Here is a 26,266-nt window from a genome sequence, read left to right as displayed (position 1 = left end):
GCGGTGCACTGCATCGCGCCGCTTTCTTCTGCGCACGATCCAGCTCCGACAAAGCCCGGAGGCGATCAGCGGATGTACTCGACGCGTTCGAGCGACTCGGCCTGCTCGTCGAACTCGAACGACGGGCGGGCGAAGTAGGTCGCGGGGCGCAGCGCGATGCTCAGCGCAATGCCGGTCATGGCGAAGTTGGCCACGAGGCTCGAGCCGCCGTAACTCACGAACGGCAGAGTCATGCCCGTGATGGGCAGCAGGCCGATGTTCATGCCGATGTTCACGACCATCTGCGACGCAATGATCGCGGCGAACCCGACGCACACGAGCCGGCCGAACGGGTTCATCGTCGTCGCCGCGGTCATCGTGAGCCCGGCGAGATAGACGAGATAGATGCCGATCATCGACGCGGCGCCGACGAAGCCCCAGCGATTGACAACCACGGCGAAGACCATGTCGTTGTGGTCTTCCGGCAGCCGCTGCGTGCGGATGATGAGCCGGCTGCGCTCGGGCCCGAGGCCGAAGAACCCGCCCGAGCCGATGACGGTCATCGCCTTGTCCGCCTGGTACGTAATCGAGTCGGCGAAGCGCCGGTCGCCCTTGATCTGGTTGATAAGCCCCTGAATGCGTTCCACCTGGTGCTTTTCGAGCAGCGGGTAAGCGGGCGGCTGGCGCTGCGCCGCCATGAGCGAGATGACCGCGATGAGGCCGATGGTGGCCACGCCCAGGCCGGCAATGGTGAACAGATGCTTCAACTTCGCACCGGCGGCGAGCAGCATCGCGAAAAGCACTGGACCAAAAAGCAGCGCCGTGCCGAGGTCCGGCTCGACGAGGATCAAACCCATCGGCATGAGCATGATCAGAAACGGCACGAGAAGGCCCGTGAGCGTGCGGTAGTTCTTGCGATAGCGCAGGTAGTGAGCCAGCGCCAGCACGAGCACGATCTTGGCCGCCTCGCTGGGCTGAAAATCGGTGATGACCAGGTTGATCCACCGGCGGGCGCCGTTGCGCGGCCGGACGATCTCGTGCGGCACGAAGGGTACGAGCACGAAGACCAGCAGCAGGATCGCCACGACCATCGACGGATAGGCGATGTAGCGCCAGCTGCGCGGCGAAATGGCGGCGCACGCAGCGCACGCGACGAGCCCAACGCCCACGAAGACGAACTGCTTCACCCAGATCGTGCCGGCGCCGAGAGGCTCGGTCAGATTAATGGCGGCGATGCCGATGGCGCTGAGCGCCAGCGCCGCGGCGATGGAAAACCACGCCGGATTCCACCACAGCACGCCCGGGATCGCCGACGACGGCGCGGCCTGGTTGAGCGTGTTGGGCGTGAGGCGGTGCTGCTGGGCCCACGTCGAGCCGCCGGGCATTGTTCGCGTCGAAGGATGGCTGCTCATGGCAGATACCCCTCGGCCTTGAGTGCGTGGATGATCTGGTTGGCGATCGGCCCGGCGCAGCGGCTGCCTGAGCCGCCCCACTGGACGATGACGGCGATGGCGTACTCCGGCTGACCGCGCCCGTCGCCCGAGCCCGGCCCGACGAGGCCGACGAACCACGAGTGCGATCCGATGGCCGGCGCCCGCTGCACGAACTGCAGTCTTCCCGCCGCATCCACCAGCGGCCGGCCGCCCAAGTCATACTGGATGATCCGGCTGGGCCACTGCTGCTGGGCCGTGCCGGTCTTGCCCCAGACGTTGACGCTCTGAGCGTTGAAGATCGGCTCGTAGTGATGGTTGGCGGGGTCGGTTTCGATATGCCGCGCGCCGCCGTATTGCTGGTTGTTGACGACCTCGTGCAGGCCCTTGAGCGAGAGATAGATCGCTTGATCATCGAGTTCGAGATCATCGCGAATCGGTCGCACCCCCCGTGGATCATCGCGGATGAGCGTCGGCGAGATGTAGTACCCGCCGCGCGCCAGCGCTGCATAAGCCGCCGCGGCGTGCAGGGGCGTCCACGCCACGCTGCCCTGGCCCATGGCGAGCATGAGCGGCTCGTTGCGGCCGGGCGCTGCGCTGTACTCAACCGGGCGGTTGTAGAACGGCAGACCGATGTCGAAGTCGCGGCCGAGGCCCCAGTCCTCGTAGACCTGCGTGCATCGCTCCAGACCGAGCGTGTGCCCGATGGTGTAGAAGTACATGTTGCAGCTTCGCGCGATGGCCTCCACCGGCCCCAGCGGGCCGTGCACCGCATACGAAGGCGCGCGGTAGATCCAGCAGCGCAGCGCTTCGCGGTTCTCCGGGTAGAAGTGCCCCTGGCAATCGACCGTGCGATTCAGATTCCACGCGCCGTGCGACATGGCCCACGAGAGAAACAGCGGCTTGACAATCGAGCCGGGCGCGTAGGGCCAATCGACCGCCAGGCTCCAGGTCTCAGGCGATGGAAAATCACGGTCGAACTGCTCGAGCGTCTCGCGCTTTTCATGAGTCCTTTTGTCAAGGGCTCTGTGTTTGTTGGCCTCGTCCTCGATGTCTGCTTCAGCCTTGAGAGCCGCGCGGTACTCGTCGATGGCCCTGGGGCGCGACGTCGGGGACGACACGAGCGCGAGCACCTCGCTGGTCTTCACGTCGATGACCACGGCGCCGGCGGCCAGCGGCGTGCCGAGCGGCAGTTCGTTCTCGTGCCCGTGCCACGGCTGCACGCGCGTGAGGCCGAAACCGGGATCGAGAAGCGCCTGAACGCGGGTCTGCAGCCGCGCATCGATGGTGAGTTGGACGTTCCCGCCGGGCCGGGGCTCGACGCGTTCATCGGGCTTGTCATCCACGTGCCGCGTGATGTGCCCGCGCGTGCCGCGCAGCGTGGCCTCGAGCGCCCGCTCCATGCCCGAGGATCCGACTTCGTCTCCGGCGAGGTAGCCCTGCAGGTCGATGATCTCGCCGTCGCCGCCAAAGAGCGGCCACGCGGCCAGTTCACTGGCGTTCACTTCGTCGCGAAGCGAGCCGAGCAACTGCGACATCGAGCCGTCGATCTCAATGACCTGCGGCTCATCGCTGCGCAGCGGAGTGGGCAGGTGCGAGCGATCGAGCGTCACCTGCGTGCGGCTCCAGGGGTAGTCGCGCGTGCCGGACGTGCGCACCGTGATGCCGGGCTGATCTTTGGCGATCTGCGGCCCGCTCAAGGACAGTTCCTTGAACGCGCCTTCCTGGCCTGATGGAATGCGCGTGAGGATGACGTGCGGCTGGCGCTGCTCAAGGATCGGCTTGGCCACGTCTTCGACCGTGACGCTCGTCTGAAACTGGCGGTAATACGCCACCGCCCACTTCTCATAGAGATGCTGCGCCATGGCTTCGACGCGCCCGGAGATAGCGTCGCGCCGCTGCTCTATCTCTTCAAGCGGCGTTTCGCCCAGGCGCGCCAGATCGCGCCACACGTTCTCGACCTGCCGGTCGTAGCGCGGCTTGTACTCTTCGATGAGTTCATCGCGCCGGGCCCGGCTCAGTTCGTTCCACTCCTCGCGGTGCGTGCGCCGGGCCTCGGCGCCGGCCGCGGCGATGGCCCACTCGCCGCTGATGAGCCGGTAGTCCACCAGCACGTCAAAGCAGGGGCGGTCGAGCGCCAGTACCTCGCCATTGCGATCGACGATGCGGCCGCGATAGGTCGGCAGCAGCTCGGTGTCCACGAGGGCCGACTCGACAACGTTGCGGTGCTCGGCCCCGTGCACGACGGTGAGCCGGTACAACTGCCCGACGAGCACGAACATGGCCAGAACGACCATCGTCAGCAGCAGCAGCAGCCGGCGGTGGAACATGCTCGGGATGATCGCGTCGCGTTTCATGGTCCTTGTCATCCCTGCGCAGGCAGGGATCCAGTCTCCCTCCTCCCCCGGCCTGCTTGCCCCGGATCCGGTCGATCGGGTCGGGGGCGCCGGGATGGGGATTTGGCTTCAGGCGGCGCGGGCATCGCCCGTGGGCCTCAATCTATCGCGTCCAGCGCCTGCCGCACTTCCTGCTCGTCGGGCTTGCCTTCGAGGATGACGGCGTCTCCATGCATGACCACCGGCACGCGAAAGCGGAACTGCTCGATCAGCCCCGGATCGCCGTCGATGTCCTGTTCGACGAGCCGAAGATCATCCCGGCCGTCGCCGTCGATGATCGCCTCGACCATCGCCTTGAGCCGGTCGCACAGTCCGCAGTTGCTCCGCGTGTAGAAAACAAGATCGGCCATGCGTCGTCCGGGGCTTTGGATTCGGGGGAAGTTCGCGGCTCTGGACGAATCCTATTCGCGCAGTGCACTGCGGTGCGGCCCGGACCACCGGTGGAGTAGAATCCGGGCAACACAACTGCACGTCAGCGGCCCCGGTCGGTCCGGAGTTCGCGGCGTGGGCGTGCGCGCTGGAGATGCACGGTGGACTGGCTGGGGCCGATTTCTGCACACGAATCGATACGCGTGCTTGCCCAGCGGCTCGCAGAGGGTCGCGAGACGTATGCGCGCATCCCCGGCGGCAATGCTTCAACGGTGAGTGTGGTGGTCGCGGCTGCGTTGCAGGGCATAGCCACGCGAGGCGCGAGGCCATGCCACCCGATGGAGGCGATCGAGCAGGCAAAAGGCGGCCCCTTCCCCGGTCCTCCCCCGCAAAGCCCGGGGAGGGAGAAGAGTGGGCCCATCCTGTTGGTCACTGCCCACATCGATGATGCGGATGAGGCGGTGGATGAGCTGCGCGGCCTGGGCGTTGCGGCGCGGCTGTTTCCGGCACTCGAGGTCCTGCCCGGCGAAACCGGCGTCAACCCCGAACTGCTCGGCCAGCGTCTCGAACTCGTCCGCCTGGTCATCGACGGCGAGACGCCCGAAGTCATCGTCGCACCCATCCACGCGCTCATGCAGGCAGTGCCCGAGGCGGGGCGGCTGGGGAGCTTGTGCCTGAATCTCCGCGTCGGCCAGACTCAGCCCACCGGCGAACTGCTGGCGTGGCTCGAGGCCGCGGGTTATCTGCGCGTGCCGGCGCTCGACGGGCCCGGCCAGTTCGCCGTGCGCGGCGGGCTGATCGACATCTACCCCGCCGGCCGCGGCGACGACACCCCGCCGGTGCGCCTCGATTTCTTCGGCGATGAGATCGAAGCCATCAGCGAAGTCGATCCCGACACGCTCGCCACCGATCGGCGCATCGACGAAGTCCAGATCGTCGGCGCGACCGTGAGCGCGCTGCTCAGCGAAGAAGGCGGCACGCTGCTGACCAGGCACCTGCGCGACGACGCCATCATCATCCTGCACGAACTTATGGAGGTGACCGAGCAGGGGCGCGGCTACTACGAACGGGCGATCTCGGGTGGCGCCGTGTTTGGCCCGCCGGCGGTGCTCGCCGACCTGCGGCGCTTCACCTATCTGCAGATCGACGCCCACCCCGTCGGCGCGACCGATCCCGACGCCACGATCGATCTGCCCGTCGAATCTCTGCCCCCCTTTGCCGAAGATGCGAAGGAAGCGGTGCGCGAACTCGTCGAGCTGGCGGCGGGGCACGATCGCGTCGTCGTCCTGTGCAACAGCGAAGGCGAGCGCCAGCGCTTTCGGGAACTGGTCGCTGACGCAGCGCCGCAGGGCGTGGGCGAGATCGAATCGGTCGTGTCCTACCTGCACCGTGGGTTTGTGTGGCTGTCCGAAGGCGGGCAGCGGCTGGCGCTGACGCCTTACCACGAACTCCTGCATCGCTATCACATTCGCAGGAGCACAAAGCGGCTGCGCGCCGGGCGCGCGTTGGATGCGTTCCTCGAAATCGCACCCGGCGATTACGTCGTGCACCGGGACCACGGCATTGCCAGGTTCGTCGAACTCGCGACACTGCGCATCAACCGCACCGACGGCCGGCGCAACGACAACGCGCCGGCACGCGAGTACCTCACGCTCGAATTTGCCGGCAGCACGCGCCTGCACGTGCCGCTGACGCGCATCGACCTCGTGCAGAAATACGTCGGCGGGTTCGACGGCAAGCCGCCGCTCTCGCACATGGGCGGCAGGAAGTGGACCCGCCAGAAAGAGCAGGTCAGCGAAGCGGTCCGCGATCTCGCGGCCGAGATGCTGCGCATCCAGGCGGCGCGCCAGCACGTGCCGGGCATTCGCTATCCCAATGACACGGCGTGGCAGAAGCAGTTCGAAGCCGAGTTTCCCTACGACGAGACGCCCGACCAGCTCGCCGCCATCGCCGAGATCAAGAAGGACATGCACAGCGATCGGCCGATGGATCGGCTGCTCTGCGGCGACGTGGGATTCGGCAAGACCGAACTGGCGATTCGCGCGGCGTTCAAGGCCGCAGAGTACGGCAAGCAGGTCGCCATCCTCGTCCCCACAACCGTGCTCGCCGAGCAGCACCATCAGACCTTTCGCCAGCGATTCGCCGATTACCCTTTTCGCGTCGAGGTCATCTCGCGCTTCCAGACGGCCAAACAGTCCAAGGAGATCATCCGCGGCCTGCGCGAGGGCGCGGTCGATGTCATCATCGGCACGCACCGCCTGCTGAGCAAGGATGTGAAGTTCGCCGACCTCGGGCTGGTGGTCATCGACGAAGAGCAGCGCTTCGGCGTCGAGCACAAGCAGCGGTTGCTGCAGTTTCGCCTCACGGCTGACGTGCTCACGCTCAGCGCCACGCCGATTCCGCGCACGCTGCACATGTCGATGCTCGGCTTGCGCGACATCTCTTCGCTTACCACGGCGCCGACCGACCGCCGCGCGGTGGTGACGGAAGTGATTCCCTGGAACGACCGGCGCCTGGCGCAGGCGATCAGCCGCGAACTGGCGCGGCAGGGGCAGGTGTTCTTCGTGCACAACCGCGTGCACAACATCAAGAGCATCGCCGACCAGGTGCAGCGGATGGCGCCCGGGGCCCGCGTGCTCATCGGTCACGGCCAGATGCCCGACCGCGAACTCGAAGAGGTCATGATCAAGTTCATCCGTCACGAGGCGGACATTCTCGTGTGCACGACGATCATCGAGTCGGGTATTGACATCGCCAGCGCCAACACCATGTTCATCAACGAAGCGACGAACTTCGGCCTGGCCGATCTCCACCAGTTGCGAGGCCGCGTCGGGCGCTCCAAACACCGGGCATACTGCTACCTGCTGCTGCCGCGCGACAAGGCCGTCACGTCAGTTGCGGCGCGGCGGCTGCGGGCGATCGAAGAGTTCTCCATGCTCGGCGCCGGCTTCAAGATCGCCATGCGCGACCTGGAAATCCGCGGCGCCGGCAATCTGCTCGGGGCCGAGCAGTCCGGCCACATCGCGGCGGTCGGCTACGAGATGTACTGCCACCTGCTCGAAACCGCCGTGAAGGACCTCAAGCGCGAACCGGATCTGCGGCCGGTCGACACGGAAATCGAACTCGACATCGAGGCGTCGATTCCCAGGTCGTACATTCCAGCCGACCTGCGGCGCATGGAGGCGTACCGCCGCATCAGCCAGGCGCGGAGCCTCGAAGATCTCGCCAGGGTTCAGAGCGATCTCGTGGATGCCTACGGCACGATGCCGGCTGCGGCGGACATGCTTTTTCGCCTCACCGAGGTGCGCGTTCTCGCCGCAATGGCCGGCGTGTCGGCGCTGGTGCGCCACGAGAGCGATCTCATCTTCCGCGCGGCGGGCGCCGGCCGTCTGGCCGAAGCGCTGCAGGGTGTGCCGGGCACGGTGCGGCTGGTTGACGCCGGCGATGCGCCGGCCGAGGTGTACTACCGCCCGAGCGATGCCGCCAGCGAACCGGGCACGCTGCTGAGCGTACTCAAGCGCCGGCTGCAGGTATTCACAGAGAAGGCGGCCGTTGCGGTCTGACCGGGCGCTTTACATCCGGTACCCGACCCGCCTCATCGCGTCGCCAGCCTGTGTCCGGATCAACTCAAAGTCAGCCGCCGTCATGACCTGCTTCCAATCCGGCGTTTCAAAGGCCATGCGCAGATTGTCGATTGCGGATGAATTCTGCACGCCCAGCCAGCGGCGCACGCGATTCTCGAACATCGACCGCGGCTTGGGAAACATCCGGATCGGGTACCGGTTGCTCGTCAGGTGGAGTTCGGCGCCCAGCGCGCTGATGGCTTTCGCGTAGTCTTCGCGCATCGCTTCGAACTTGATCGTGTGCACGCCGGGCCGATCGAGCCAGCCGCTTACGTGCCGAGCCCAGTTCGCGGCCGGGCCTTCGCCGCCGTCCATGGCGGTGCGCAGAAATGCGCTGATTTCGTGCGGCGAGTCGGGAAACTTCAGCGGCCGCAACGCCATGAGCGACGTCATCACCGGCCGCACGTCGCGCACGACGTACACCACATCCGAGGCGTCGATGATCTCGCGGGCGAACTCGCGCATCGCCTCGCCGACCTGATCGATCTCCACGCTGCAGTGGGTCTTGATGATGACGCGCTTGGAACACGAGCCGAGAATCGCGCGAGCCTTGCTCTCGGTGAGCGGGTACGGGTGCGCCGGATCGAGTCGGTCGAGGTTCATGTACAGGCTGTGCACCGCCTGGCCGAAGCCCTGCCGACGGTAGGTGTCAACAAAAAAGTGCCGAAGGCCGTCGATCGTGAGATGCGTGCCCGATCGCGGAAACGAACACACGACGATCGGTTTCGCTTTGCACTCGATCATTGCGACCGGCCCCGCTGGTGCTTGCGCTTCGCCAGCCGCTTGAGTTGAGAGTTGATGCGCATCGAGCGCGGCGCGAGCATGGCCAGCGAAGTAAGCATCGCGACGCGGCGCGGGAAACGGATGATCCGGTCGCCGCGCGCGACTCTTTCGGCGATCATCGCTGCGGCCCGCCGGGCGCCCGGAGAGACGAGGGCCGCGTCGGCGCCGTCCACCATCGGCGTGGCGACGTAGCCGGGCATCACGATCGAGCAGTGCACGCCGCGCGCCCCGAGGTCCATGTCGAGCGAATCGAGATAGAACGCCAGCCACGCCTTGCTCGCGCCGTAGGCCGCCGCGTGAGGCAAAGGCGTGCGGCCGGCCAGCGAAGAAATGCCCACGATCCGCCCGCCGCCGTGCGCGAGCATGACCTCCACAGCCGGGACGATGGTGTTGGTCGCGCCGATGATGTTGACGTCGATAATCTGCCGCGTGCGGCCGGGGTCCCAGCCTTCGGCCTCGCTGCGCTGGCCGATGCCGGCGTTGACGAAGACGAGATCGAGCCCGCCACGCGCCTGGGCAAAGTTGCGGATGGTGCGGTCCATGCCAGCCGCGTCCGAAACATCCACCTGCAGCGGCTCGACGGATGGATGCTGCCGGGCGAGATCGGCAAGCAGTTCACCCCGCCGCGCCGCGGCGCCGACGGTGTGCCCGGCAGATCCGTAGTGGTCCGCGAGCGCGCGCCCGATGCCGCTGGAGGCGCCGGTGATCAGGATGCGAAGCGGTTGCGGCAAGGGCGGGCTCAGCCGATGGTCGATTTCCCGAGAGCGGGCAATCCTAGCCGGCCCGCGTGAAATGCGCCTCCGGGGCGACACGAGCAGCGCGGGCGACCATAATTGTCCATGGCCACGGATTCACGGATCGATCTTCTGGCGCAGGAAGCCGCCCGTCTCGTTCACGCCGGCCGAGTCGAGAGCGTGGATGAAGCCATCCGCCGCGCCGTCGAAGAGACGGGCTGGATCGAAGTGCCCCGCCCCAGCCGCGGCCTGGTGCGCCGCCACGTCCAGGGGCTCACCATGCAGGCCATCGGCGCCCGCGAATACCAGAAGCGCGTCGTCGATGTGTGGGAGGTGGCCGAGCGCATCATGGCCGTGCTCGACGACTGCGACCCCCACCTGCTCGGGCGCGCTGCGCGCGGTCACATCGACGCGGGCGTGAGGCTCTACATCCGCGTCTTCACCAGTCAGCGCATCGGCGATCTGGCGCATCGGCTCGTCGAAGCGGGATTTGCCGAGCCGCACTTCTCGACGGTCGATTCGAAGCACTTCGGCCGATTTGATCGCATCACGTTCGAGGAAAATGGCCTGCCGGTGGCGATCACGCGCTGCAGTTGGCACCAGCGCGAACTCAGTCGCGTCGATCTCTTCACCGCGCGGCCGATTGAAGCCATCGACCTGCTCGCTCTGCGCCGGCAGATCGAAGCGAGCGAACGAGTCGATTAGATTCGCGGCTCATTGCTCCGGCACGAGCACGAGGAAACTCGGCTGGAGTTCCTCTCGCACCTTGCCGCCGACGGAGACGATCTTCTGCTTGAGGGTTCGCCCGTTGAGCGAATTGTGTGGAAATCGCCTCTGGAGCGCCATCACTTCCGGGCTGTAGAGGCCCGTGGCGACGTCCACCGCTGACTCAGGAAAAACGCCCACGCACACCATGCTGCGGTTCGGCCCGTGGTAATAGAACGCGAGTTCGCTCTGCGCCCGCAGTTGAACCGCGGCCTGCTCGGCGAGGCGGCGCGCCTCATCGGCGCTCGTCGTCTTGCCGGTCGTCGTGTCCTTCTCCGCTTCGTACACCCCGATCTGCAGGCTGTAGACGGTTCGCTCGCCTGGCAGATACCGGCGCGCCTGGCTCAGGTGATATTCGCGCAGGCGTCCCTCGGTCTCCTGCAATCCGAATCGGGAAAGGTACGCGCGGGAGAACGGCCGGCCGCCGTTGTACACGAAGTCCTTGATGGCATTCAGATCGTCCTGCGCCTGCTTGTCGGTGAGCGAGGAATACGAGCCGTAGCGCACCGTCGAGCCGCGCTCATCCGTCTCGATCCACGCGCCGGCGAACGGCGTGACCTCCTGGAACTTTGCGAGATACGCCGTGGCGAGTTCACGATGATCGGCGTCGGTGAATGCGGCCAGAACGACCGCCCAGCCTTCGCGGTGCGGAGCGTCGGCCACGGCCGCCGGATCCTGCTGGGCGGGCGCTGCGGCCGTTCCGCCGTCAGGCGTCCAGCGGACTTCGCGCGGCTCGGTCGGCGCGACCATCGGCTCGTTCACCGGCTCCACCTGCCCGGTCGACTGAGACTGGTGCGACAGATCGGTCGTCCGGGTCTCGTCGCAGGAAACCAGGCTCGGGGCGAGCGCGAGGCCCAGAATCAGGACGGAGCGACCGGCGGTGCCAATAAAACCGGCCGCGGGGCGTGCCGGAACTGCGGCAGAAGAAAAGTCATGATCGTTTTGCACGTCCCACCTCCGGTTATCGTGGCGCAAGGCTATGCAGTATAAGGGCTTAGATCACAATTTGCTTCGCGATGCCGCTTCAAGTCTTTTCTCGGGCATCGTCGATATCCTTGAGCGGAGTGGAGAGGAACCAGCCGGCTGAAGGCAGGGCGAACCCGTCGTTCGCCTCCGGCAGACGGCGCGAATTCGAGGAGTCCATCGCTCATGAGCGGCATCGCTCCACTCGGGCCCGGGACGCTGTCCCAGGCCGACTCATACCAGTATAGATCAAACGGCGCGGCCGTTTCAGGAGAAGCACGCACCTCGCACAGCGAGCGCGGCGCGGATTCGATCGAACTTTCTCCCACGGCCCGGCGCGTGCTGCTGCTCGAACGCCTGCTGAGCGACCCGCCGGTGCGCCAGGAGTTGATCGATCGGGTTCGCCAGGAGATCGAGTCCGGCCGATACAACCTCGACAGCAAGATCGACCGCGTCGTCGATGAGATCTGGAACGACCACTTCGCGGACGACACGACTGCGTAGTGCTCGGGGCAAGAAGGATTGAAGCCATCTGGGGCCGCACGCCGGACACGACGTGCGGCCCTGTTGTTTGCGCAATGCAGAAAAAGTCCGTGCAGTCGCGGCACGACTCGCGCTAGCATCGAGCGAAGCCCACCGGATACCTGACAATGAAATCGATCAGAGCGCGCATCGCCGTTGCAATCGCGGGCGGGCTATTGAGTTCGATTGTGATCGCGTGGGTGGCGGTGATCTTTGTCAATCCACACACGGGAGGCGCACACACAATCGAGATGCGCCATCGGGGAGACTCCATCTGGCGAATCGAGTGTACCGAGCAGGCGGTGAAGTCAAGTGTCATCGTAACTCGTCACTCAGTCGATTTGCCTGAAGCCGGTGACATGAGCGTCACCGATGCAGTGCCGAAGTGGGTAGCGAAGGAACTGGAACTGATCCAACCGGGCATGCCGCCCGATGGTTTCATTGCACAGGCCAGCGGCTGGCCATTGCTGTGCTTGCGGGCCACGCAACTGCTGACGGCGGGCTCCAACGGGGCCGTCAGCACCGGAACAAGTTGGGGAATCCCGATCTCCGGCCAGAGTTCGCCGGCTGCACCCGGCACGGTGATTCCCCTGCGACCTCTGTGGGGCGGCCTGCTCGGCGACACGCTGGTTTACGCGGTGGCCTGGTTCGCTGTGCTGTCGGCGATCGTCTCGACGCGGAGAATCTTGCTTGTTCGTCGCGGAAAGTGCCTCGATTGCGGCTACTCGCTTGTCGGACTCAACGGACACCGATGCCCGGAGTGTGGCGCCAACATCGCGCGACCGCAGCAGCGCGCGTAGTAGAGGCGAAGTCACGCGGCGGCCTTATGTTTCAAGTCGCTGGCGCACGAGGCGGGTGAAGAGGTCGCCGCGCTGCTCGAAGTTGGTGAACTGATCCCAACTGGCGCAGCCGGGGCTGAGCAGCAGCACGTCGCCCGCCACCAGGCGCATCGCCGCGTTACTCACCGCCACTTCGAGCGTTCGGCAGTGCAGGCACGAGCCAGGCGGGGCGAGATCATGGAGAACCTGCCCGACGGCGCCGATGGCATAAAGGCGCGCCACGCGCTCTCCCAGCGCCGCCAGCGGCGCGAGATCGGCCTTCTTGTCGTACCCGCCGACGATGAGGTGAATGCGGGAAGGGTCGTCAAAGGACTCGACGGCGAGCACGGCCGCCGCCGGCGTCGTGCATTTCGAGTCGTTGTAGAAGCGCCGGCCGTCGGGCGTCGCCGCCACCAGTTGCAGCCGGTGCGGCAACCCGGGAAAGGATTCGATCGCGCGCAGAGCGTCGGGCAGCGCGATTCCCACAGCCGCACAAGCCTCCGCGGCGACGAGCGCATTGAGCCGATTGTGCCGTCCTGGAACGAGCAGGTTGATGGGCGCAAGCCGCTGATCTTCGCCATCGACGTCGATGCGCCGCACGCCGGGCCGGGTCGGCCAGTCCTTCAAGCCAGGGCCGAGTATCGCCGTGTCGCCGGGCTGCTGTGCGGCGAGCAGGCGCTGCTTGGACTGGCGATAGTGCTCAAGCGAGCCGTGCCAGTCGATGTGGTTGTCCGACAGATTGGTGACGACGGCAATTCGGGGAGCGAACGAACATGAAGCCGACTCGCCCAGCCAGTGCAGCATGGCGCTGGAGAGTTCAAGAACGACCCAGTCCTCCGGCCCGACGTCGGCGCCGAGCAGCGAGCCGCCGATGTTGCCGCCGAGATGCGCTTTAGAGGTGGCGACCTGAGCGCTGCTGCGCGAAGATCGCGCGGCGAGGGCGTGGTGGATCATGGCCGTGGTCGTGCTCTTTCCGGCGGTGCCGGTCACGGCAATGATGCGCTCGCGACTGGGCAGCGTGCCAAGCAGCAGTTCGATCTCCGTGGTGATCGGCACGCCCGCACGCCGCGCCGCCTGGAGAAACCGATTTTCCCAGGGTCGCGGCACCGCAGGGTTGGCCACGATCAGATCCGCCTCGGTGAAGTCCCGCTCGTCATGCCCGCCCAGGCGCAACTCGACGCGGCCGGCCTCGATCAGATCGCGAATCGATTCGAGCGACTCGGCCAGTTCATGAGGCGGCGCCAGATCGGTGAGCAGCACGTCGCAGCCGCGCGTTTCGACAAGCCACCGGGTCACGCCGGCGCCGCCGCCGAAGTGCCCAAGGCCCATCACGGTCACGCGCGATCCGGTCATGGCTGTCCGTAGCGGTGCCGGTATTTGCGGTCGAGCGCCTTCTGCTTGTTGTCGAGATCGACGGGGCTGCCGTCGATCCACGCGGCGACCACATCCGATGTGATCTCAAGCGGGTTGCCGGTCGTGAGGATCAGCGTGGCGACCTTTCCTGCTTCGATCGAGCCGAGCGTTTCGCCGACGCCGAGGATTTCGGCGGCGCTGAGCGTCACCGCGCGCAGCCCCTCGTCCGCCGGCAGGCCGTAGGCGACGGCTTTCGCCGCGTGGTAGGGGAGGTTGCGCTCGTGCGCCGGTTCTTCGCCGCTGGCGATGCAGAAGCGCACCCCCGCCTGCCGCAGGCGCTCGGGCAGCGTGAACGGTTCGTCGTACGCGGCGTCGCGGCGCGACGGCATGCGATGCGTGCCGACGATGATCACGGGCACTTCGTGCGCCTTGAGCAGATCGATGCATTGACCCAGATCCGCGCCGCCGACGATGATGGGCTTGAGGCGCCATCGATTCGCCCACGCCACGGCGGATTCGATCTCCGCCGAATCACTGGCGTGGATGAACACCGGCGCGAAGCCGTCAATCGCGGGCGCCATGGACTCGAGACGAAGATCGATGGGCAGCTGCGCATCCGCTTTTCGCGCCCGCAGGTATGCGGCGGCGTCGCGGAAGAGATGCTCGATCTGGTCGAGCCGCTCGCGCGCCTGCTTGAGTTGTTCCTCTTCGCTTTCCTGGATCCACCACGCGGTGCGAGGCCGCACGTTGGGCCAGCGGATCACCAGCCCGGCGCGATCGTTGATCGTGAGTTCCTCCGTGGTCCAGCCGTCCATGCGAATGATCGAGCAGTATCCGGAGACCACGCCGCTTTGCGGCACCGTCAGAACGGTGAGGATGCCGTTGGCGCGCGCAACAGGAATGAGAGCGCTGTCGGGATTGACCGCGACCGCCGCCCGCACCTCGGGTGTAACCTGCCCGGTCTCGCCCATGTCGTTGGTCGCGCGCACGGCGCCGATCTCGCTCAGGCCGATGGTGGTGTCCGCGCTGATCAGGCCGGGGTAGAGGTGCCGGCCTTTGGCGTCGATGATCTCCACCTGCTCCGGCCCGGAGTGGGGGAAAGCGCCTGAGCCGACCTCGATGATCACGCCGTCCTTAAAGACGACAAATCCGTTCTCGATGGGTGCGCTGGAGACGGGGTGGATCGTCGCGTTGATGATCGCCACCGGCCTGCTCTGCGGCTCGCCGGGAATCTGAATCGACTGCGCCGCAGTCATCGAGGCCGCGGCGCCGGCGGCAATCGCTGCAAATGCACGGGCAAGTCGCCTGCTTCGAATGTTCATCGCTGACCTCCTTCGATGGCGTGCCAGCCGCAGCCGCATTCGCCGGGGCGCGAAGTGTTGGGGTCGTAGCCGCGCAATTCGCGCTGGCGCATGATCTCAGCGAGAATGCTGCGCCGCGGCGGGCCGTCGTTGCCTGGGTCGTCCGCGTGATCCGGCGCCGGCTCCTCACCTTCCTCGCCGTCCTTGTCGCCTTTGTCTTTCGTCTTCTCCGGGTCCTTGAGATTCTGGCGGAGGATCTTCTGGATCAGTCGCTGGCGCTCGCTTTGGGCGACCTGCCGCAACTGCGCATCGGATTCGAGCGTGAACATCGGCCGACCGTCGATCCACGTCTGCTCGCAGCGCGTAAAGGTGTCCAGCGGCGGACCGGACCAGATGACAAAGTCCGCGTCCTTGCCCACTTCGATCGAGCCGACGCGATCATCGATGGCGAGCTGGATAGCCGGGTTGATGGTGACGAACTTGAGCGCCTCGGCCGGGTCCAGGCCGCCGTAGCGCACCGCCTTGGCCGCTTCAGTATTCATGCGGCGGGCGAGTTCGTCGGAATCGGAGTTGAAACTCACCACGACGCCGGCGTTGTGCATGATGGCGCCGTCGTGCGGGATCGCGTCGTACACCTCAAACTTGTACGCCCACCAGTCGCTGAAGCACGAGGCGCCGGCGCCGTGCTCGGCGATCTCGCTCGCGACCTTGTAGCCTTCGAGCACGTGCTGGAACGTGCCGATGCGGAAGCCGAACTCGTCGGCCACGCGGATGAGCATGAGGATCTCGTCCTGGCGGTACGAGTGGCAGTGAACGAGGCGATCGCCCTTGAGAATCTCGGCGAGCGCTTCGAGTTCGAGATCGCGCCGGGGCGGATAGGCGGGCGCCTTGGTCGCGGCGCCCGAATTGAACCGGTCCCACGCGTCGATGTAATCACGTGCCGCCAGAAACGCGCTGCGGATGAGCGATTCGACTCCCATGCGCGACTGCGGGTAGCGCGATGTGTAGTTGTCGCCCCAGTTGGCCTGCTTGACGTTTTCGCCCAGCGCAAACTTGATGCCCGACTTGGCGCCCTCGAAGCGGAAGCGCTCAGCTCTCTGGCCCCAGCGGATCTTGACGACCGAGTTCTGCCCGCCGATCGGATTGGCTGAGCCGTGCAACTGGTTCACGACCGTCAGGCCGCCGGCCAGTTGCCAGTACCAGTCGATGTCATCCGGGCTGATCGCATCCTCGATGCGCACCTCCGCGGTGATGGCCTGCGTGCCTTCGTTGATGCTGCCGCGATCGATGCCGGTGTGCGAGTGGCAGTCGATCAGGCCGGCGGTCAGATGCTTGCCCGTCGCGTCGATGACGACCGCGTCGGCAGGCGCGGCGAGGTCGCGGCCGATCTGTGCGATCCTGCCATCGCGCACGAGGACATCCATGTTCTCGAGGATGCCCGCTTCGGCGCTCGTCCAGACCGTCGCGTGGCGCACGAGTACGGCGGCCGGTCGCGGCTGCGGCTCGAGCAGGCCGAAGGCGCCCAACGGTGTTGGATAGTCCTCGGGCGCCTTTTCGTACTCGTCCTGCTTGGCCTTCTCCGCCTGCTCGTCGGCTTCTCCCGCTTCGCCTTGCGGCTGCTCCGGCGGCGCCTCGGCCGCGTCTTCATCGTCGCCCTGCTCAGGCTCTGCCGGCTCGGCCTGCTCGTTTTCTTCGGGCGCCTGTCGCGTCGCGGTCCAGTTGGTCTCCTCGCCCGAGGCCGTGCGCGTCACACCGCGCATCGAGCCGCCTTCGACGATGGCCGAGTACTGCTCCCAGCCGCTGCGCTCGAACAGGTGCCCGGGCAGAACGAAACTCAGCCGCTCGACGCGCCACGACACCGCCTTGGCCTTGGTTTTGTTCTCGCCGATCTGCAGTTGCACCTCCGGCGACTCTTTCTTGCCGGTGATGAGCAGATTGATCGTCTGCTCGATCTCTCCGCCGAAGTCAACCGTCCAGGTTCCCAGCGGATCGACGGCCGCCTGGGCCTTCATCTCGATGCGGTCGCCGCTCACCCACAGTTCCGTTACCGTGCGATCCTCGCCGAAGAGTTCGCCGGTTCCTTCGATGACGGCCAGATGCGCGATGGCGCCCTGCTGGATACGGCCCATGACTTTGTCAAGCAGCAGCATCCGCGCCGGAGTGGTCGTGAGCGCTGCCAGCGCTTCGTCCTCCGTCAGGCCCTCCTTGATCGCCTGCCGCAGGTTTTCGAGGAACTTGTCGCGGCTGCGGAGCGTGTCGGTGGTCAGCGCGACCGTCGCCCCGCCCTGGATGAGCCGGCGCGGGTTCGTCGGCGCCTGCTCCCACTGCATCATCGTGCGCAGGTCGATCGAATCAGCATCCTCGATCGCTTCGATCTTGGGTGCCTTGGGAAAGTTGATGGGCAGAATGATGGGCAGGTTCGTTTCGAGCACATCGCCCAGGCGCAGGTACTCGGCGCCGCTGCCGCGCACCATCAGGTTCAGGTCAAACTCTTCGCTGAGGCGCGCAGCGCGGAAGAGGTCGAGTTCGCTCTCCGTGTTGAAGAGCACCGGCTGCTGGCGCTGGCGCACGACGAACCGCAGCGCGTAGAGTGCATCGGCCGGGGCGGGCGCCTCGATGTTTATGGGATTGAGCCGGTACATCTCGACGCAGTGGCGATACCACTCGGCGTCGATGAGCGTCTGACGCACCAGCGCGACGGCGCCAATCAGCGAGCCGGGGTACTCATCGCTGTTCCACCCGCCTGTTTCGAACTGGATGACCTGCGGCCCGATGGGCTGGTGCACGATCGGATCGCTTCCCGCCTCGCGCAGCGCGATCGTCGCCGCGGCGCCGCGGAAGATGCCCCGGTCGGGCACGATCTGAGCCGCCGTGAAGCCGATCTTGTGCAGCGCCTCGATCGTGCCCTTGTCCAGCGGCGTCGCGTCCGTTGCGTTGAACTGGGCGCGCACGTGGCTGTTCCAGTGCAGACCGGGCGAATCCGGAAGCGCCGCGGGCGCTTTGACTGGCACCGAGAGATCGATGAACCCGGCGTGAACCGTCTTGCCGCTCAGGTCCCACAAGCGCGCTTCGGGCGGCACGTCGCTGCCCGCACCGACGTAGTCGATCACCCCGTCGCGGATGACGATCGTCCCGCTTTCGATCACCTTTCCCGGCGCGACGATAATCCTGGCGTTGACGAGCGCGTGGATCCGCGGCACGTTGGGCGGCGGACCGTTGGAAGGCTCGTCCGGCTGGGCCATCGCCGGCGCCGCCAAGGCCAGCAAGGCGGAAATGGTGCAAAAAAGCTTCCCGAGTCGCGCAAGTCGTGACATGGTCGGTCCTCGAAGGAGTCAGGCCGACAGTGTAGTGCCACCGCCGCCGCCGAGTCGAACACCGGCCGGCTCACACCGCGAGCCCCATCGAACGCAGGCGATCGAGGTGCGAGCGGCCGATGCGCAAGCGCAGCCTCACCCCGCCGGTCTCGTAGTCGCGCCCGAGCACTTCGCCGCGCGATTCGGCATAGGCGATCGCCTTGGCCGCCGACCAGGGCGCGGCGAACTCGATCTCGACCATCTCGCCCGCAAGCCGGTCCTGCACCATCTCGCGCAGCTCCTCGAGCCCGCGACCGGTCCGGGCGCTGATGGCGATCGCGGAAGGATCGCGCTGATGCCACAGCGCCAGTTCGGATTCATCCTCGAGCCGATCGACCTTGTTGAGCACGAGAATGTGCCGCGGCAGATCGGGGTCGATCGCCGGCGGGTCTTCGTCGCGCTCCTGCTCAACCCACGTCGCGCTCTCATCGGCGATGGTCCGCTCGCGCGGCCGCAGGGGGTCGTCGCGCAGCAGATCCGCCAGCGTTTCGCGCACGATGTCAAGCTGCATCGGCGCCATCGGGTCTGACACGTCGATGACGATGAGCAGCAGGTCCGCGTGGATCGCCTCTTCGAGCGTGGCCCGAAACGACGCGATGAGATGGTGCGGCAAATCGCGCACGAAACCGACCGTGTCGGAGAGCAGCGCTTCCTGGCCGCTGCCCAGCGGCCAGCGGCGCGTACGCGTCGTCAGCGTCGCAAACAGGCGATCGTCGGCATACGCCCCGCCGCCGCCCGTCGGGCCCGTCAAGGCGTTGAAGAGCGTCGATTTGCCCGCGTTCGTGTAGCCGACGAGGCAGACGGTGCGGTGCTCGGCTCGCCGGTGGGCCACTTCGCGCACGCGCCGCGCCAGCACTTCGGCCAGTCGCGCCTTGAGCACGCTCTTGCGCCGCTGCACGAGGCGGCGGTCGGTCTCGATCTGCGTTTCGCCCGGGCCGCGCGTGCCGATGCCCAGCGGCGCGCCACCCGTGATCTGGCCGAGGTGCGACCACATGGCCCGCAGGCGCGGGTAGGTGTATTCGAGCTGCGCCAGCTCGACCTGCAGGCGCGCTGCCGCCGTCGTCGCCCGCCCGGCGAAGATGTCGAGAATCAGTTCGCTGCGATCGATGATCTTCACGCCGACGATCTTCTCGATGTTGCGGATCTGCGACGGGCTCAGGTCGTTGTCGAAGACGACCAGCGTCGCGCCGGCCTCTTCGACGAGGCGTCGAAGTTCCTCAAGTTTGCCCGTGCCGATGTACGTCCCCGCGTCGGGCGTGCGGCGATTCTGGATCGCCTCGCCCACCACCGTCGCGCCGGCCGTCTCGGCCAGGTCGCGCAGTTCACCCAGCGGATCGCGCGCATCAAAGCGCGAGCCGGGCAGGTGGCACGCGACGAGCACGGCTCGTTCGGCAAGCGAGCGGGCCTGGAGTTGTTCCTGGGATATTGATGTCATACAGGTGCAGCCATTCGGAAATGCGCCGGGCGCAGGGCGACCGGGCGGGTGATGTCGTGGAATTGTAAACAGCGGAGGGGCGCATTCACGCACGGGCGACCGGGCGCCAGGGCATGTTGCCGCCGCGGCAGGGCGGCGGCCGGGTGCGTCGGAATGCGGTGATCAGAAGATCATGACCGGCGATGATACGGCCGGCCGCCCCGAAAGGCTAGCCGCCCGGCTGCGTCAGCCATCGGCTCAGCCGATCGACCGAGGCGCGAAGCAGCTGCGAGCGCACCGGCTCCTCGTGAAAGTCGTGCGTCATGCCCTCAAACTCCATCAGTTCGCACGCCACGCCCGCCGATCGGCACAGGTGGACGTACTGGTTCGAGTGCTCGATGGGCACGGCCTGATCATCGCGCGCGTGGGCGATGAAGACCGGCGCCTTGAGCGACCGGATGTGCCTGGCCGGATCGAGATGATCGAGGTGATCGAAGTAACTCGGCCCGATGCGGATGCCCTTGAAGGGCGCAAAGCCGATCGACTCAAGCGACTGCTGCACCATCTCGCGCGGGGCCGCCACAGCCGTGATGCCCGGCAGATCGCACACCGGCGCCCAGAGCAGCAGGCCCCGCGCGCCGAACTCCGCCGCCATCATCAGCCCGCCCAGGGCGCCCAGGCTCGAGCCGACCACGCCGAGGCGGCTCATGTCAAAGCGATCATCGCGCGCCAGCCAGCGGGCCACGGCCAGGCAGTCGCGCTCGACGGTGGCCATGCTGTAGAGCCGCTGGTCGCCGGTCGATTCGCCGCAGCCGGCGTGGTCGAAGCGCACGCAGGCGATGCCCAGCGCGCCGAGCATGCGGCCGAACTCGACGAAGTGGTAACTGCGGCCGATGCGGTCGCCGCTGAAGCCGTGCACCAGCACCACCACCGGCCAGGGCGCTTCGCTGCGCGGCAGGTCGATCGACGTTGCCAGTTGCGCCTCGCCCGAATCGATCCAGCAGAACTGCATCTCCGGCGCGGGAGGGCCGTCCTGCCGTGCTGGTTCACGCTGCGTCATGATGAGTTATATTGCCGCCGCCAGATTCCGGCGCGGCGGAAGGGGTTGGGAAAGGCATCAAGGCATCCAGGTGTCGAGGCATCAAGGCATCAAGCAAACTGGAAGCCGCGTCCCCAGTGAGCCGCGACGCGAGGGCTCTGCGCAGCGGAGCGCTCACCCGCTCACATCAATCGCGTTCCCCACCGCGGCGGCGTTGAACTCCGCGACGGCTCGCTCGCTCAGGAAGTACGCGCGGTTGAGGACCGCATTGCCCCGGCCGGGTCCATCGAGATCGATCCGGCCATCCACGATGCCCGCGACGAGCCGCTCGCGGAGGCGCTGCTGCGATGCGGCCGACGGGATCGGTGCGGTCGCCGGCGCCGTCTGGCTCTGAGCCTCCTGAAATGCAAGCGACGAGAGTTCGACGCGATCGACATCGCGCACATTGACGGGCGCATCGCAGGTGTCGTACTTGGCGGCTTTGTCAGCGGCGGCGTCGCGAGCCCGCTGGATCGGCGAGGTCGCGCTCGTCGAGGGCACCATTCGATACCCGCCCTGGTATGGTTCGATTCGCATCCAGCCTCATCCTTGCCTGCCGGTGTACAGGGCAAGCATCGCCGTTCATCGGCCGCGCGTCAAGTGACTCTTTGGAGTTATATCCGGCTGCGCAATTTCTGCGCCGGAGGCGCTGGCTTCGCTCACCCGATCGACGGCGGATAGGCGATATTCGAGGGCGAGGCAATCAAACGTACCTGTCCCGCTTTTCCGCTCTTCGCCGACGCTCAGTTCAGGGTAGTCCGCGCCGTCCTGCCCGCCGAGGTCCCATTCATAGAAGTGCCAGTTCTCGGGGTCGAGATCGGGATTGTCATCTTGCGAGACCGCGAGCCGGATGTCGCCGGCGTCGATCGTGAGCACGAAGAGGCGCTCAGAGAGCCGGTCGTAGACAGACACGGTGTCAACGCCGCCCGATCCGCCGAAGAAGTTCACCAGCGTAACGGGGTCAACGATCTCGGTCCCATCGCGGTTGAGCAACCACAGCCCCGTATTCGTCGTCAACAGAATGCTGTTCGGCCCGACGGCGATCGAAGGGTCCACCCCGCCTGACTCCGTTCGTGCGTCAACGTGCGCGCCGAAGTCGACTGGCTCTCCGCAAATCTGCGCATGGCAGTCGACGGCGAGACACGAGGCAGCCAGAACACCACACATTGCGCGCGCAACGATACCCCTGAATTGACCTGCCGACATCCTCCACCTCCCATCAGTTTGGAATCTGAACGACGTTGCTGATCTCACACCCACCGCTTGGGTAGTTCAATGTTTGAAGGAATCCGCCACATGCCTGCTGACCGGCCTGTCCTTCGAAGAATGCAAACCCGTGTTCATCGACTCCCGCTCCAGCGACCTGTCGAAGCCCCCGCCAGCCGAGTCCGAGCGTGACTCCGTAGCACCAATTGCCGCGAGGAAGCGTGAAAGAGCCTTCGTGGGGTGCAAACAGCAGGAGGATTCCAGATCCAGGTGGCGCGTTTCGAACCTCCGCCCGCAGGAAGCCGGGACAGCCACCTTCAAGACTGAGAACCGGCTGCGCCAGGCCGAGGCGCGCCGAGACCAATAAGGCCGCAAGACTGGCGAGTAGAGCAGCGATCATCATTCTGTTTGACATGGTGAAACTCCCTTCACCTGATGGTACACGCCATAAGAGTGCCGCCGACGTCCCATACCGTCCACAGGGACACCGCCCTGATCGGTGGCCGTTTCACGCAATTGGAGGGGCTCGCGGAAGTCTTCAGCGCAGGCAATCAAACGTACCTGTCCCGTTTTCCCGCCCCCGTTTTCCCGCCCCCTGAATTGACCTGCCCACATCCTCCACCTCCCATCAGTTTGGAATCTGAACGACGTTGCTGATCTCACACCCACCGCTTGGGTAGTTCAATGTTTGGAGAAACCCGCCGCACGCGAGCACCCCCGCCTTCCCTTCAAAGAAGGCGAAGCCGTTCTCGTCTGCACCTGCTGCGGAGGCGATGCGCAGTCCGCGCCACCCCAGTCCCAACGTAACTCCATAGCACCAGTGACCAGGCGGAAACCTGTACGAGCCCCGATGGGGTGCGAAGAGAAGCAAGATGCCGTGGTTCGGCGGCGCGCCAGTAACTTCTGCTCTGAGGAATCCCGGACAGTCTCCCTCGACGGATAGAACCGGCTGCGCCAGGCCAAGGCGCGCTGAGGCGAGGAGCGCCGCAAAACCGGCGACGAGAGCGGTGGTCATCGTTCTGTTTGACATGGTGAAACCGCTTTCACCCGATGGTACACGCCATAAGAGTGCCGCCGACGTTCCATACCGTCCACGGGGAAACCGCCCTGATCGGCGGCCCTTTCGCGCAATTTGAGGGGCTTGCGGATGTACTCAGCGCACCTCGTGCAGCGCCTTGAGCGAAGCCAGCAGCGGCGCGACCGCGTCGAGGCGCAGCATGTTGGATGCGTCGGACAATCCGCGGCTTGGCTCGGGGTGACATTCAAGAAAGACGCACGGCACGCCGGCCGCTACGGCCGCGCGGGCCAGCAGCGGCGCTCGCTCGGGCCGTCCGCCGCTCGTCTCCGTCGCGCCGGGCAGTTGCGTCGAGTGCGTCGCGTCGAAGCACACCGGCGGGCCGATCTCCATGAGATCGCCCAGGCCGATGAAGTCGTTCACGAGCCGGTGATAGCCGAAGAACGTGCCGCGCTCGGTCAGCATCATCTGCGTGCAGCCCGACTCATCGAGTTTGCGCACGACGTGCTTCATCTCGGCGGGTGAGAGGAACTGACCTTTCTTGACGTTCACGGCTTTGCCCGTGGCGCCGGCCGCGGCCAGCAGATCCGTCTGACGGCACAGGAACGCCGGGATCTGCAGCAGATCGACGTACTCGGCCGCGAGCGCCGCCTGCGCCGGCTCGTGGATGTCAGTCGTGACGGGCACGCCGAGCCGATCGCGCAGGCGCGCCAGATCAGCCAGGCCCTGCGCGACGCCGGGGCCGCGCTTCGAGGTGATGCTTGAGCGATTCGCCTTGTCGAAACTGGCCTTGAAGATGTAGCTGAGGCCGAGGCGGTCGCAGACTGCTTTCAGCGTTTCGCCGATGTGCCGGCCGAGTTCGGCGGACTCAAGTACACATGGCCCGGCGATGATGCACAGCGGCTGGTCGGGGCCGATAACGAGTTCGCCGACGCGGCAGGTGGATGGCATGTCCAAACGATAGGCCCGGCGGCGCAGGGGCCTGCACCGGAGCCGCAACGGAACCGCGGCCGCGCCGCAGCCGTATTGTGGATGCTGCCCAGCCGTACAGGCCAGAGCGCCCGGCACGGGCAACCGGACATTGCTCAAAGGAGACGGGCGGCCGCGCCGATAGTGGCTCGGAGAGACTGTCGACGCGCCGCAGGAACACTGGCCCATGGCACGAATGCCCCACGAACCCGAAGCCTTCTGCGAAGCCGTCATGGCTCTCATGTCGCGCCTCAGCCCCGAGCGCAACGTCGAACTCGCGGGCACATTCGAAGTGCTCATCGATGGGCGGCACCTCGCGCTCGAGAACCTCTACCGCATGGTGCTCAACGACCCCGATCGAGGCGTGGAGATCGTCGAGCAGTTTCTCGATCACCTCCTGGAAGGCGAGGAGGCGGCGAGCGTGCCGCTGCCTTTTGAAGTCGCCAGGCCGCGCATCATGCCGCGCATCCAGCCCGAGTCGATCTTCCAGCACCTCGACGCCCAACTCGTCGCCCACCAGCCGTTCGTCAACGACACGGTCGTGCTCTACGTCATCGACATGCCGCATCTGACCGTGAGCATCACCGTCGAGCAGATGCTCAAGTGGGGTGTGGACCTCGAGGAGATCGACCGCACCGCGCGGCGAAACCTCGGCGCCTACTCCGATGAACTGAAACTGCGCATCATCGAAGCCGGCAGCGGCGGCAAAGCCGCGATCTTCCAGGAGAACGACGGCTACGACGCCAGCCGCCTGCTGCTGGGCTCATTGCACGGGCGGCTCGCGCCGGTGCTGGGATCGAACTTCCTCGTCGCCGCCCCGGCGCGCGATGCGTTTCTGGCGGTCACGGCCGATCCCGCCGAATTCGCCGAGAAAGTGCACTCGCGCGTCGAGATCGACTACAAGCGCCTGCCGTATCCCATCACCGACCGCTTCTTCATCGTCACCATGGACGGCATCGCCGGCACCACCGCCGCGTAGCTCCCCTCTCCCCGTGAGAGAGGAGCCGGGTATGAGGGCCGTGCGGGCCATGAGTTATTTCTTCGACTTGCCCGACGGCTTGGCGTCTTCGGGTTCCGCCGCGGTTTCGATCGGAGCGGCCGGCTCGGTGATGGCGCCGGCTTTGACGAGCACCTTGCGGCGGATCTCCTCGAAGAGTTCGGGATTGTCCTTGAGGAACTGCTTGGAGTTCTCGCGGCCCTGGCCGAGGCGGATGTCGCCGTACGAATACCACGCGCCGGACTTCTGAACAATGCTCTCCTTGTCGGCAAGGTCGATGAGATCGCCCGCGGCCGAAATGCCCTCGGTGAACATGATGTCAAACTCGGCGTCGCGGAACGGCGGCGCGACCTTGTTCTTCACCACGCGGGCCCGTACGCGGTTGCCCACGTTCTGGTCGCCATCCTTGATCGAGCTGATGCGGCGGATGTCGATGCGCACCGAAGAGTAGAACTTGAGCGCCCGGCCGCCGGGCGTGGTTTCAGGTGAGCCGAACATCACGCCGATCTTCTCGCGGATCTGGTTGATGAAGATGACGGTGGTCTTGCTCTTGGAGATGGCGCCGGTGAGCTTGCGCAGCGCCTGGCTCATGAGGCGAGCCTGCAGGCCCACGTGCGTGTCGCCCATCTCGCCTTCGATTTCCGCCCGCGGGATCAGTGCCGCCACGGAGTCCACCACGACGACATCCACGGCGTTGGAGCGCACGAGCAGCTCACAGATTTCCATGGCCTGCTCGCCGGTGTCGGGCTGGCTCACGAGCAGTTCATCGACGTTGACGCCCAGCCGCCGCGCCCACGAAGGGTCGAGCGCGTGCTCGGCGTCGATGAACGCCGCCACGCCGCCGTTCTTCTGCGCGCTGGCGACCACGTGCAGGGCCAGCGTGGTCTTGCCGGATGACTCGGGGCCGAACAGTTCAGCCACGCGGCCGCGCGGGACGCCGCGCCCACCCAGCGCCAGATCAAGACTGATCGCGCCGGTGCTGATGCCCTCAATGGCCTGGATGTTCTGGCCGTCGAGTTTCATGATCGCGCCCTTGCCGAACGCCCGTTCGATCTGGGTGATGGTGCGCTCGAGCGCCTGGGTGCGGCCGGCGATATCGCGTTCAGGGGCGGCGGTGCTCATGTCGGAAGGGGTTCCTTTTCTGGGCAGGGAGCCTGAGCCCGCCGAGGGCCGGGACGTGCGACCATTGGCGGCGGCT

Annotated in this window: 21 protein-coding genes; 5 read left to right on the top strand and 16 right to left on the bottom strand. The window is 66.3% G+C overall.

The features are described from left to right. Positions 1-65: 65 nt before the first annotated feature. The 3 genes from IT430_00350 to IT430_00340 all read right to left on the bottom strand — a co-directional run bounded on the left by IT430_00350 (position 66) and on the right by IT430_00340 (position 4,155). A complete protein-coding gene (locus IT430_00350; GenBank protein MCC6906363.1) occupies positions 66-1,391 on the bottom strand; it encodes a rod shape-determining protein RodA in 1,326 nt (441 codons plus the stop codon). Continuing rightward, positions 1,388-3,766 (bottom strand): hypothetical protein, encoded by a 2,379-nt coding sequence (locus IT430_00345; protein ID MCC6906362.1) that lies wholly within the window; start codon positions 3,764-3,766, stop codon positions 1,388-1,390. Before IT430_00345 ends, IT430_00350 begins: the two co-directional genes overlap by 4 nt. A gap of 137 nt (positions 3,767-3,903) precedes the next feature. Continuing rightward, positions 3,904-4,155 (bottom strand): glutaredoxin family protein, encoded by a 252-nt coding sequence (locus tag IT430_00340; protein ID MCC6906361.1) that lies wholly within the window; start codon positions 4,153-4,155, stop codon positions 3,904-3,906. A gap of 222 nt (positions 4,156-4,377) precedes the next feature. Here IT430_00340 and mfd point away from each other — a divergent pair, with 222 nt between their 5' ends. Next, on the top strand, positions 4,378-7,737 hold the full coding sequence (gene mfd, locus IT430_00335; protein MCC6906360.1) for a transcription-repair coupling factor: 3,360 nt from the start codon (positions 4,378-4,380) through the stop codon (positions 7,735-7,737). A gap of 9 nt (positions 7,738-7,746) precedes the next feature. Here the strand turns inward: mfd and IT430_00330 are convergent, their stop codons facing one another. Continuing rightward, the gene (locus IT430_00330) at positions 7,747-8,541 is read right to left on the bottom strand and encodes a sulfotransferase domain-containing protein (protein ID MCC6906359.1); all 795 of its coding nucleotides are present in this window, start codon (positions 8,539-8,541) and stop codon (positions 7,747-7,749) included. After that, positions 8,538-9,311 (bottom strand): SDR family NAD(P)-dependent oxidoreductase, encoded by a 774-nt coding sequence (locus tag IT430_00325; protein MCC6906358.1) that lies wholly within the window; start codon positions 9,309-9,311, stop codon positions 8,538-8,540. The genes IT430_00330 and IT430_00325 overlap by 4 nt, the downstream gene beginning before the upstream one ends. A 108-nt stretch (positions 9,312-9,419) precedes the next feature. Here IT430_00325 and IT430_00320 point away from each other — a divergent pair, with 108 nt between their 5' ends. Further along, entirely contained in the window at positions 9,420-10,019 is a 600-nt protein-coding gene (locus IT430_00320) for a hypothetical protein (GenBank protein ID MCC6906357.1), read from the top strand. 9 nt (positions 10,020-10,028) lie between these two features. Here the strand turns inward: IT430_00320 and IT430_00315 are convergent, their stop codons facing one another. Continuing rightward, a complete protein-coding gene (locus IT430_00315; protein MCC6906356.1) occupies positions 10,029-11,027 on the bottom strand; it encodes a hypothetical protein in 999 nt (332 codons plus the stop codon). A 201-nt stretch (positions 11,028-11,228) separates the two neighbouring features. On the opposite strand from IT430_00315, the gene IT430_00310 reads away from it, so the two are divergent. Together IT430_00310 and IT430_00305 are read left to right on the top strand one after the other, a co-directional pair. Then, a complete protein-coding gene (locus IT430_00310) occupies positions 11,229-11,546 on the top strand; it encodes a flagellar biosynthesis anti-sigma factor FlgM (protein MCC6906355.1) in 318 nt (105 codons plus the stop codon). A 206-nt stretch (positions 11,547-11,752) separates the two neighbouring features. Next, the gene (locus tag IT430_00305) at positions 11,753-12,364 is read left to right on the top strand and encodes a hypothetical protein (protein MCC6906354.1); all 612 of its coding nucleotides are present in this window, start codon (positions 11,753-11,755) and stop codon (positions 12,362-12,364) included. Between the two features lie 24 nt (positions 12,365-12,388). On the opposite strand, the gene murD is transcribed toward IT430_00305, so the two are convergent. The 9 genes from murD to kdsA all read right to left on the bottom strand — a co-directional run bounded on the left by murD (position 12,389) and on the right by kdsA (position 24,053). Continuing rightward, positions 12,389-13,735, bottom strand: coding sequence for a UDP-N-acetylmuramoyl-L-alanine--D-glutamate ligase (gene murD / locus IT430_00300; GenBank protein ID MCC6906353.1), 1,347 nt, complete (start codon positions 13,733-13,735; stop codon positions 12,389-12,391). Continuing rightward, positions 13,732-15,057, bottom strand: a complete 1,326-nt coding sequence (locus IT430_00295; GenBank protein MCC6906352.1) for an amidohydrolase family protein — start codon at positions 15,055-15,057, stop codon at positions 13,732-13,734. The genes murD and IT430_00295 overlap by 4 nt, the downstream gene beginning before the upstream one ends. Continuing rightward, a complete protein-coding gene (locus IT430_00290) occupies positions 15,054-18,350 on the bottom strand; it encodes an amidohydrolase family protein (protein MCC6906351.1) in 3,297 nt (1,098 codons plus the stop codon). The genes IT430_00295 and IT430_00290 overlap by 4 nt, the downstream gene beginning before the upstream one ends. Before the next feature lie 70 nt (positions 18,351-18,420). After that, positions 18,421-19,824: a GTPase HflX gene (gene hflX, locus IT430_00285; GenBank protein MCC6906350.1), complete on the bottom strand. Its 1,404-nt coding sequence runs from the start codon at positions 19,822-19,824 to the stop codon at positions 18,421-18,423. Positions 19,825-20,032: 208 nt separating this feature from the next. Beyond that, the gene (locus IT430_00280) at positions 20,033-20,863 is read right to left on the bottom strand and encodes an alpha/beta fold hydrolase (GenBank protein MCC6906349.1); all 831 of its coding nucleotides are present in this window, start codon (positions 20,861-20,863) and stop codon (positions 20,033-20,035) included. Between the two features lie 153 nt (positions 20,864-21,016). Beyond that, a complete protein-coding gene (locus IT430_00275) occupies positions 21,017-21,418 on the bottom strand; it encodes a hypothetical protein (GenBank protein ID MCC6906348.1) in 402 nt (133 codons plus the stop codon). 45 nt (positions 21,419-21,463) lie between these two features. Beyond that, on the bottom strand, positions 21,464-21,937 hold the full coding sequence (locus IT430_00270; GenBank protein MCC6906347.1) for a hypothetical protein: 474 nt from the start codon (positions 21,935-21,937) through the stop codon (positions 21,464-21,466). Between the two features lie 163 nt (positions 21,938-22,100). Continuing rightward, positions 22,101-22,502, bottom strand: coding sequence for a hypothetical protein (locus IT430_00265; protein MCC6906346.1), 402 nt, complete (start codon positions 22,500-22,502; stop codon positions 22,101-22,103). A gap of 738 nt (positions 22,503-23,240) precedes the next feature. After that, positions 23,241-24,053, bottom strand: a complete 813-nt coding sequence (gene kdsA / locus IT430_00260; protein ID MCC6906345.1) for a 3-deoxy-8-phosphooctulonate synthase — start codon at positions 24,051-24,053, stop codon at positions 23,241-23,243. 205 nt (positions 24,054-24,258) lie between these two features. Here kdsA and IT430_00255 point away from each other — a divergent pair, with 205 nt between their 5' ends. Then, positions 24,259-25,050 carry a DUF1444 family protein gene (locus IT430_00255; GenBank protein MCC6906344.1) on the top strand — a complete coding sequence of 264 codons (792 nt, stop codon included), beginning with the start codon at positions 24,259-24,261 and terminating at the stop codon, positions 25,048-25,050. A gap of 54 nt (positions 25,051-25,104) precedes the next feature. Here IT430_00255 and recA read toward each other — a convergent pair whose 3' ends face one another. Beyond that, positions 25,105-26,190: a recombinase RecA gene (recA, locus tag IT430_00250; GenBank protein ID MCC6906343.1), complete on the bottom strand. Its 1,086-nt coding sequence runs from the start codon at positions 26,188-26,190 to the stop codon at positions 25,105-25,107. Between the last annotated feature and the right edge of the window lie 76 nt (positions 26,191-26,266).

The sequence above is a fragment of the Phycisphaerales bacterium genome, from assembly GCA_020852515.1.
Lineage (GTDB): Bacteria > Planctomycetota > Phycisphaerae > Phycisphaerales > UBA5793 > UBA5793.
The sequence above is the reverse complement of the archived record's forward strand: the minus strand, read 5'-3'. Positions and strand labels throughout refer to the sequence as shown.